This window comes from Silvania hatchlandensis, assembly GCF_025564065.1.
Lineage (GTDB): Bacteria > Pseudomonadota > Gammaproteobacteria > Enterobacterales > Enterobacteriaceae > Enterobacter > Enterobacter hatchlandensis.
Genome location: NZ_JAMGZK010000051.1, coordinates 284,210 through 292,143 on the forward strand (window position 1 = coordinate 284,210; position 7,934 = coordinate 292,143).

Below are 7,934 nucleotides of genomic sequence, written 5' to 3' on the forward strand. Positions count from 1 at the left end.
GACTCGCATCAGTCAGAAGTGGAGGCGGTTAGCCAAAATTCAATCGGTTTGCACGGATATTTTTTCTGGAAATATTAAAGCGGTGATTCATTTCACAGATTAATAATTATCATGAAATCGGGTCGATAATAAGTGATCCAGATTACGGCATTTCGCTATCATCAGCATATGATCTCGGGTATCTGGTCGATTCAGGGGATAATCGTCGGCCAGAAAATAGACATAACCACAGATGTACTGTGTGTTGAGTACATTCCATCTGCAGCTTGAAAAGAAGGTTCACATGTTAAACAACATTCGTATCGAAGAAGATTTGTTGGGTACCAGGGAAGTTCCAGCGGATGCCTACTATGGTGTTCACACTCTGAGAGCGATTGAAAACTTCTACATCAGCAACAGCAAAATCAGTGATATCCCTGAATTTGTGCGTGGCATGGTAATGGTGAAGAAAGCCGCAGCAATGGCCAACAAAGAGCTGCAAACCATTCCGAAAAGCGTCGCAAACACGATCATTGCCGCCTGCGATGAAGTGCTGAATAACGGCAAGTGTATGGATCAATTCCCCGTTGACGTCTATCAGGGCGGCGCGGGTACGTCGGTGAACATGAATACCAACGAGGTGCTGGCAAACATCGGCCTTGAGCTGATGGGCCACCAGAAAGGTGAGTATCAGTACCTGAACCCGAACGACCACGTGAATAAATGCCAGTCCACCAACGACGCCTACCCGACCGGTTTTCGCATCGCGGTGTACGCTTCCGTGGTGAAACTGGTTGATGCGATTAACCAACTGGGCGAAGGCTTCCAGAATAAAGCCGTCGAATTCCAGGACATCCTGAAAATGGGCCGTACCCAGCTGCAGGATGCCGTGCCGATGACCCTCGGCCAGGAGTTCCACGCATTCAATGTGCTGCTGAATGAAGAAACCCGCAACCTGCTGCGCACCTCCGAACTGCTGCTGGAGGTTAACCTGGGGGCAACGGCAATCGGTACGCGCCTGAATACGCCGGATGGCTATCAGCAGCTGGCGGTACAGAAGCTGGCTGAAGTCTCCAATCTGGCGGTCGTGCCAGCAGAAGATCTCATTGAAGCCACCTCCGACTGCGGCGCGTACGTCATGGTTCACAGCGCACTGAAACGTCTGGCGGTGAAACTGTCCAAAATCTGTAACGACTTACGCTTGCTCTCTTCTGGCCCGCGTGCCGGTCTGAACGAAATCAACCTGCCAGAACTGCAGGCAGGCTCGTCCATCATGCCAGCCAAAGTTAACCCGGTCGTTCCTGAAGTGGTTAACCAGGTGTGCTTCAAAGTCATTGGTAACGACATCACGGTCACCATGGCCTCTGAAGCCGGCCAGCTGCAGCTGAACGTCATGGAACCCGTCATTGGCCAGGCGATGTTTGAATCCATTCACATCCTGACCAACGCTTGCTACAACCTGCTGGAAAAATGCATTAACGGCATTACCGCCAACAAAGCCGTCTGTGAAAGCTACGTTTATAACTCCATCGGGATCGTCACCTATCTCAACCCGTTCATCGGTCACCACAACGGCGATATCGTCGGTAAAATCTGTGCCGAAACGGGTAAGAGCGTGCGTGAAGTGGTTCTCGAGCGAGGTCTGCTGACAGAAGCGGAACTGGATGATATCTTCTCGGCGCAAAACTTGATGCACCCGGCCTATAAAGCGAAAAGATACACGGATGAAAGTGAACAATAATAGTTCAGGTTAAATTCATGAAGGCACGTCACTTGTGACGTGCCTTTTTTCTTTTTAGGCGTTACCAAAACACAACAATTCAATATCAACTTGTTAATAAGCAAGGTAGGCACTTATGTTTGGAGCAGAACTCGTCGTCGTCCTGTTGGCGATATACTTAGGCGCAAGACTCGGGGGGATCGGTATCGGTTTTGCCGGTGGTCTCGGCGTGCTTGTCCTTACCCTCATTTTTCAAATTAAACCCGGTGCCATCCCGTTCGACGTTATTGAAATCATTATGGCGGTTATCGCCGCTATCGCCGCCATGCAGGTGGCGGGAGGTATGGACTACCTGGTGAGCCTGGCGGAGCGTATGCTGCGCCGTCATCCTAAATACATTACCTTCCTTGCTCCGCTGGTCACCTGGTTTATGACCATTCTGGCGGGTACCGGCCATACCGCATTCTCTACCCTGCCCGTTATCACCGAAGTAGCCAAAGAGCAGGGCATTCGTCCGTCTCGTCCGCTCTCTATCGCCGTTGTCGCCTCGCAGATTGCCATTACCGCTTCGCCAATCTCTGCGGCCGTGGTGTTCTTTGCCGGTATTCTCGAACCGATGGGCGTGAGCTACCTGACGCTGCTGTCGATCTGTATTCCGGTCACGCTGATTGCGGTAATGATCACCGCGGTATTCTGTAACTTCCTCGGCGCCGAGCTGAAAGACGATCCGGTATATCAGGAACGTCTGGCAAAAGGCGAAGTGAAGCTGCGCGGCAGTCAGGCATTTACGCTGAAACCGCACGCCAAGCGTTCCGTGCTGCTGTTCTTGATCGGTATTGTCGCGGTGATGTTCTACGCTACCGCCATCAGCGATACCGTTGGGCTGATTCAGAATCCGGTGCTGCCGCGTAACGAAGCGATTGTGGTGTTCATGCTGACCATCGCTACGCTGATCAGCATCACCTGTAAAATCGATACCAGCGAAGTGCTCAACGCCAGCACCTTCAAATCCGGTATGAGCGCCTGCGTGTGCGTCCTGGGTGTGGCCTGGCTGGGTGATACTTTCGTGAAGGCACATATCACCGATATCCAGACCGTCGCGGGCGACCTGCTGCATAACTACCCGTGGCTGCTGGCTGTGGTGCTGTTCTTTGCCGCAACTCTGCTTTACTCTCAGGCCGCCACCACCAAAGCGCTGATGCCTGCGGCACTGATGCTGGGCGTCACCCCGCTGACCGCCATTGCCTCTTTTGCGGCCGTTTCTGCGCTGTTCGTCCTGCCGACCTATCCCACCCTGCTGGCCGCGGTGGAAATGGACGACACCGGCTCTACCCGCATTGGTAAATACGTGTTTAACCACGCCTTCCTGATCCCGGGCGTGATTGCTATCACTCTGTGTGTGATCCTCGGATTCATCATCGGCGGTGTGCTGCTGTAAAACGCTTTTGGTTGTAAAAAGCGTTAAAGTCGGGCCGCTCTGCGGCCCGATTCATTAATGAGCACCGGTCCGCCGTGATATAGTGATTTTTTACGCTGAGACGAGGTCGACTTGTGAACACACATGACGCTGTTGTTGTACTCTGTACCGCCCCCGATGAAGCCACCGCCCAGGATCTTGCCGCCAAAGTGCTGGCAGAAAAGCTCGCCGCCTGCGTGACTCTCCTTCCCGGTGCCACCTCTCTTTATTACTGGGAAGGCAAGCTGGAACAAGAGTACGAGGTGCAGATGCTGCTGAAATCCAGCGTGGCGAATCAACAGGCGCTCCTCGACTGTCTCAAATCCCATCATCCTTACCAGACCCCGGAACTGCTGGTTCTGCCAGTGCTCCACGGCGATAACGACTATCTCTCATGGCTCAACGCTTCCTTACGCTGATCCTGCTGCTGTGCAGCACGTCAGTCTTTGCCGGGTTGTTTGACGCACCCGGCCGCTCTAACTTCACGCCTGCCGACCAGGCTTTTGTTTTCGATTTTCAGCAAAACCAACATGAACTGAACCTCAACTGGCAGGTGAAGGAGGGTTACTACCTCTATCGCAAGCAGATCAGCATCACGCCCGCACAGGCGCAGGTGGGTGAACCCCGTCTACCCAAGGGCGAGTGGCACGAAGATGAGTTCTACGGCAAAAGTGAAATCTACCGCGGTCAGTTAACGGTGCCGGTTACTCTTCAACAGGCCGCGAAAGGCGCTACGCTGACGGTCACTTATCAGGGCTGCGCCGATGCCGGTCTGTGCTATCCGCCAGAAACCAAAATCGTCCCCCTGAGCGAAGTCACTGCCGCCGCTGAGCCTGCTGCGACGCCTCTCCCTGCCGTGCAACCAGACGTCGCACCTGAAGCCGCTGAGCGCCCATTCTCACCCCTCTGGGCAGTGTTAATAGGGATGGGCATTGCCTTGACGCCGTGCGTGTTGCCCATGTATCCGCTGATCTCCGGCATCGTGCTTGGTGGTAAGCAGCGCCTCTCCACGGCCCGCGCACTGCTGCTGTCATTTATCTACGTTCAAGGGATGGCGCTCACCTATACCGCACTCGGTCTGGTCGTTGCGGCGGCCGGGCTGCAGTTTCAGGCCGCGCTCCAGCATCCGTATGTCTTAATCGGGCTATCGGTGGTGTTTATCCTGCTGGCGCTGTCGATGTTTGGCCTGTTCAGCCTGCAACTGCCCTCTTCCCTGCAAACCCGCTTAACCCTGATGAGCAATCGCCAGCAGGGTGGCTCCGCAGGCGGCGTATTTGCGATGGGTGCCATCGCCGGGCTGATCTGCTCCCCCTGCACCACGGCTCCGCTCAGCGCGATCCTGCTGTATATCGCGCAAAGCGGAAATCTGTGGCTTGGCGGCGGCACGCTCTACCTCTACGCGTTGGGCATGGGCCTGCCGCTGATCCTGGTAACGGTGTTCGGCAACCGGCTGCTGCCTAAGAGTGGCCCGTGGATGGAGCAGGTCAAAACCGGGTTTGGTTTTGTGATCCTCGCCCTGCCGGTCTTCCTGCTGGAACGTATCATCGGGGATGTCTGGGGCCTGCGTTTGTGGGCGATGCTGGGCGTGGCGTTCTTCGGCTGGGCATTCATCAGCAGTTTAAGCGCCAGAAAGCCATGGATGCGCATTGTCCAAATCCTGCTGCTGGCCGCAGCGCTGGTCAGCGTACGTCCCCTGCAGGACTGGGCGTTTGGCGCACCTGCTGCGCAAAACCAGGCGCACCTGAATTTCATTCCGGTAGAGAGCGTCGAGGCTTTAAATCGCGCGCTGGCGCAGGCGCAGGGCAAACCGGTAATGCTCGATCTGTACGCCGACTGGTGCGTGGCCTGTAAAGAGTTTGAGAAATACACCTTTAGCGATCCGCAGGTCCAACAGGCGCTGAAAAATACAGTCCTGCTGCAGGCCAACGTCACGGCAAACAACGCCGAGGATAAAGCATTACTTAATCAGCTCAAGGTGCTCGGCCTGCCCACTATTCTGTTTTTCAACGAGCAGGGTGAAGAGCAGCCGGCACAGCGCGTAACGGGCTTTATGGATGCGGCGACGTTCAGTGCGCATTTGCGCGATCGCCAACCGTAAACGACACTTTATGCGGGAAAGTGCAAAAGCATACGGAGGAGAAAACCGTGCAACGTGAAGATATTCTGGGAGCAACCCTGCAGTTACTTGAAATTCAAGGAATAGCCAGCACCTCACTGGAGAGGGTTGCCGAGCGTGTGAATTATCCTGTGGAAGAACTCAGTCTGTTCTGGCCCGATAAAGAAGCGCTGCTGTACGACGCCCTGCGCTATCTCAGCCAGCAGATCGATATCTGGCGCAGGCAGCTGATGCTTAACAGCGAGCTGACACCCCAGCAAAAGCTGCTGGCACGCTACACGGCTCTGACCGAATGTGTGCGCAATCATCGCTACCCGGGCTGCCTGTTTATTGCTGCCTGCACCTTTTTCCCGGATCCGGATCATCCGCTTCACCAGCTCGCCGACCAGCAAAAGCGCGCCTCCCATGACTTTACCCATGAACTCCTCACGACCCTGGATGTAGACGACCCCGCTATGGTGGCGAAGCAAATGGATCTGGTGCTGGAGGGCTGCCTCAGCCGACTGCTGGTGAACCGTAGCCAGGCCGATGTCGATACCGCGCACCGGCTGGCAGAAGATATTCTGCACTTCGCCCAGTGCCGCAAGGGTGGTGCGCTGACTTAAGCCAGCATCCCCGCCCAGGCAGACATGAACAGACTCAGCGCCATCAGGCGCTGAAAACGCACCATCGCCGCGGATGTGCGAAACAGCCGGTTCACCGCCTGCCCCAGCCATGCCCAGCACGCCAGACACGCTACTGAGATCAGCAGGAACCACAGTGCCATCAGGGCGATATCCCGCAACGCATGCTCCCCCGCAGGCGCAAACAGGCTGACGACGGCCAGCGCCATCATCCAGGTCTTGGGATTGATCACCTGCAACAGCGCTGCCGCAGGTGCGGTAAAGCGGGTATGCGTCTCGCGGGATAAGTGAGCCGCAGGCGCACAAAACAGCTGCCAGCTCATCCAGCTTAACCACAGCACGCCTGCCCAGCTCATCAGTTGGCGGATCAGCGGATACTTCTGCAATAACTCCCCCGCACCGGCTCCTGAAATCAGCACAATGGCGCTGGCTGCAGCACAGGCGCTCACCAGTGCAGGCACCGTTGCCCTTACGCCATAATGCTGGCTGTTGGTCAGAATGAGGATGTTGGTTGGCCCCGGCGTGATGGACGCAACGAAAGCAAATAACAGAAACGGCATCAGACTCACAGGTGGCTCCTTATTATCAGAGCCCTGACAGTGCCGTTATTTTCTGGAAACGTCTGGAAGGTTTGTGCACAACCGTCGGTAATGAGCAGGCGTAATGCGATAAGCCCGCTGAAACCAGCGCCCAAGGTGGCTTTGATCGGCAAAGCCCAGCGTGGCCGCGACATCAACGGGCTGATCCCCTCGCGCCAGCAGCTGCCGCGCTTTGGCCAGCCGCAGCTGGATAAGCCAGGCATGAGGGGCCAGATGGAACTCGCGCTTGAAGCAGCGCGTGAGCGTGAAGCGATCGGTGCCGGTCACCCGGGCGAGGTCGGAGAGGCCAATGTTGTCACCCAGATGGGCATACAGATAATCCCGCGCCCGATGGGCCACCGCTGCACTCTGCAGCGATGAAGGTATTCTTTTGCGCCAGTGGCAATGTGACGTCAGCTGGGCCAGCAGATTATCCATTGTGCTTTGCTGCACAATCTTCATCTCGTCATTGTGCAGCGTGGCAAAGGTGTCACCAATGGTACGGACCAGCGGCAGATCGCGCGTCAGGGTCTGGGCGAAATGCAGCGAGTAGCTGCCGGGTGTGGACTCATACAGGCCATGCAAGGTGTCAGTGAGCCAGCGCTCATCGAGATAGAACGTCAGATAGGTAAAGCCGCCAGCGACGGGTGCGTCACCGTCGTGGATCTCACCCGGCTCAAGCAGGAAGGCATCGCCAGGATGGCTCTGATGGCGCTCGCGGCGACAGTGGAACTGCTGGGTTCCGCTGAGGGTAATGCCCACCAGATAGCTGTTATGCCAGTGTGGATCGTAGGCGTGCCCTTCAAAGTGCGCCTTGATTGTTTCAATCCCCGTATCTGCATGCTGTCGCAGCTCAAGCCAGTCATTCACTGTATCGCCCCCTTTGCCGCTGTCAGCATTGCCTGAGCTTACCTGCGTGTCTGGAAGATTTGTGCAAAATCGACGCGCAAACCGACAGATTGCCGCAATCTTACGCAGTTGAACAGCTTTTGCCGAAATAAGGTTGACGCCCGAGCGTGATTACGGTTTAATTCGCCCCGTTGCCCGGATAGCTCAGTCGGTAGAGCAGGGGATTGAAAATCCCCGTGTCCTTGGTTCGATTCCGAGTCCGGGCACCACTATTCATAAGGCCTCGCTGAAAAGCGGGGCTTTTTTCATTTCTGGCTACGGTAGATTTCTGGTCGTTGCAGCACGTTAATTGTTTGCTGGATTTCTCGCCTTTTTCGCAGATGTTCTTTGTTATTAAAGGCATCCACACCCTCTAGCAAGCCTATCTCTTTCTTCCATGCTACGGTCTTTCTACGGTCAATTACAGTTTCTCTCATTTTCTAGTTGTGATCCTACCCACGTAATGTGGACACGGCCCTAAGCGAGGTTCTGGTTTTCAAACTGTTCCGGGCTGAGTCCGCCACAGGCGCTGTGACGTCTCCAGCGATTGTAATCACACTCGATATAATTAAAC

At 55.5% G+C, this 7,934-nt stretch carries 8 protein-coding genes and 1 tRNA gene; 6 read left to right on the top strand and 3 right to left on the bottom strand.

Annotated elements, in window-relative coordinates; all coding sequences use genetic code 11:
- Positions 1-283: 283 nt before the first annotated feature.
- The 5 genes from aspA (at position 284) to M8014_RS15750 (ending at position 5,876) form a co-directional block, all read left to right on the top strand.
- Entirely contained in the window at positions 284-1,720 is a 1,437-nt protein-coding gene (gene aspA / locus M8014_RS15730) for an aspartate ammonia-lyase (protein WP_271283331.1), read from the top strand.
- 115 nt (positions 1,721-1,835) lie between these two features.
- Positions 1,836-3,137 (top strand): anaerobic C4-dicarboxylate transporter, encoded by a 1,302-nt coding sequence (locus tag M8014_RS15735; protein WP_271283332.1) that lies wholly within the window; start codon positions 1,836-1,838, stop codon positions 3,135-3,137.
- Between the two features lie 113 nt (positions 3,138-3,250).
- Positions 3,251-3,574 carry a divalent cation tolerance protein CutA gene (cutA, locus tag M8014_RS15740; RefSeq protein ID WP_271267857.1) on the top strand — a complete coding sequence of 108 codons (324 nt, stop codon included), beginning with the start codon at positions 3,251-3,253 and terminating at the stop codon, positions 3,572-3,574.
- Positions 3,550-5,253 (top strand): protein-disulfide reductase DsbD, encoded by a 1,704-nt coding sequence (locus tag M8014_RS15745; RefSeq protein WP_271283333.1) that lies wholly within the window; start codon positions 3,550-3,552, stop codon positions 5,251-5,253. Before cutA ends, M8014_RS15745 begins: the two co-directional genes overlap by 25 nt.
- A gap of 47 nt (positions 5,254-5,300) precedes the next feature.
- Positions 5,301-5,876 (top strand): transcriptional regulator, encoded by a 576-nt coding sequence (locus M8014_RS15750; protein WP_271283334.1) that lies wholly within the window; start codon positions 5,301-5,303, stop codon positions 5,874-5,876.
- On the opposite strand, the gene M8014_RS15755 is transcribed toward M8014_RS15750, so the two are convergent.
- Positions 5,873-6,463 carry a LysE family translocator gene (locus tag M8014_RS15755; RefSeq protein WP_271283335.1) on the bottom strand — a complete coding sequence of 197 codons (591 nt, stop codon included), beginning with the start codon at positions 6,461-6,463 and terminating at the stop codon, positions 5,873-5,875. The two genes, M8014_RS15750 and M8014_RS15755, sit on opposite strands and share 4 nt — an antisense overlap.
- Positions 6,464-6,499: 36 nt before the next feature.
- Positions 6,500-7,342: an AraC family transcriptional regulator gene (locus tag M8014_RS15760; protein ID WP_271283336.1), complete on the bottom strand. Its 843-nt coding sequence runs from the start codon at positions 7,340-7,342 to the stop codon at positions 6,500-6,502.
- Between the two features lie 172 nt (positions 7,343-7,514).
- Here M8014_RS15760 and M8014_RS15765 point away from each other — a divergent pair.
- Positions 7,515-7,590, top strand: a tRNA-Phe gene (locus tag M8014_RS15765).
- Positions 7,591-7,837: 247 nt separating this feature from the next.
- Here the strand turns inward: M8014_RS15765 and M8014_RS15770 are convergent.
- On the bottom strand, positions 7,838-7,934 hold a 97-nt coding region (locus tag M8014_RS15770), incomplete at its 5' end, for an IS3 family transposase (protein WP_071890408.1).

What these genes read in the sequence shown, in the direction of transcription:
- M8014_RS15735 (WP_271283332.1), top strand. Translation starts at nt 1,836, where the DNA reads ATGTTTGGAGCAGAACTCGTCGTCGTCCTGTTGGCGATATACTTAGGC.
- aspA (WP_271283331.1), top strand. Translation starts at nt 284, where the DNA reads ATGTTAAACAACATTCGTATCGAAGAAGATTTGTTGGGTACCAGGGAA.
- M8014_RS15745 (WP_271283333.1), top strand. Translation starts at nt 3,550, where the DNA reads ATGGCTCAACGCTTCCTTACGCTGATCCTGCTGCTGTGCAGCACGTCA.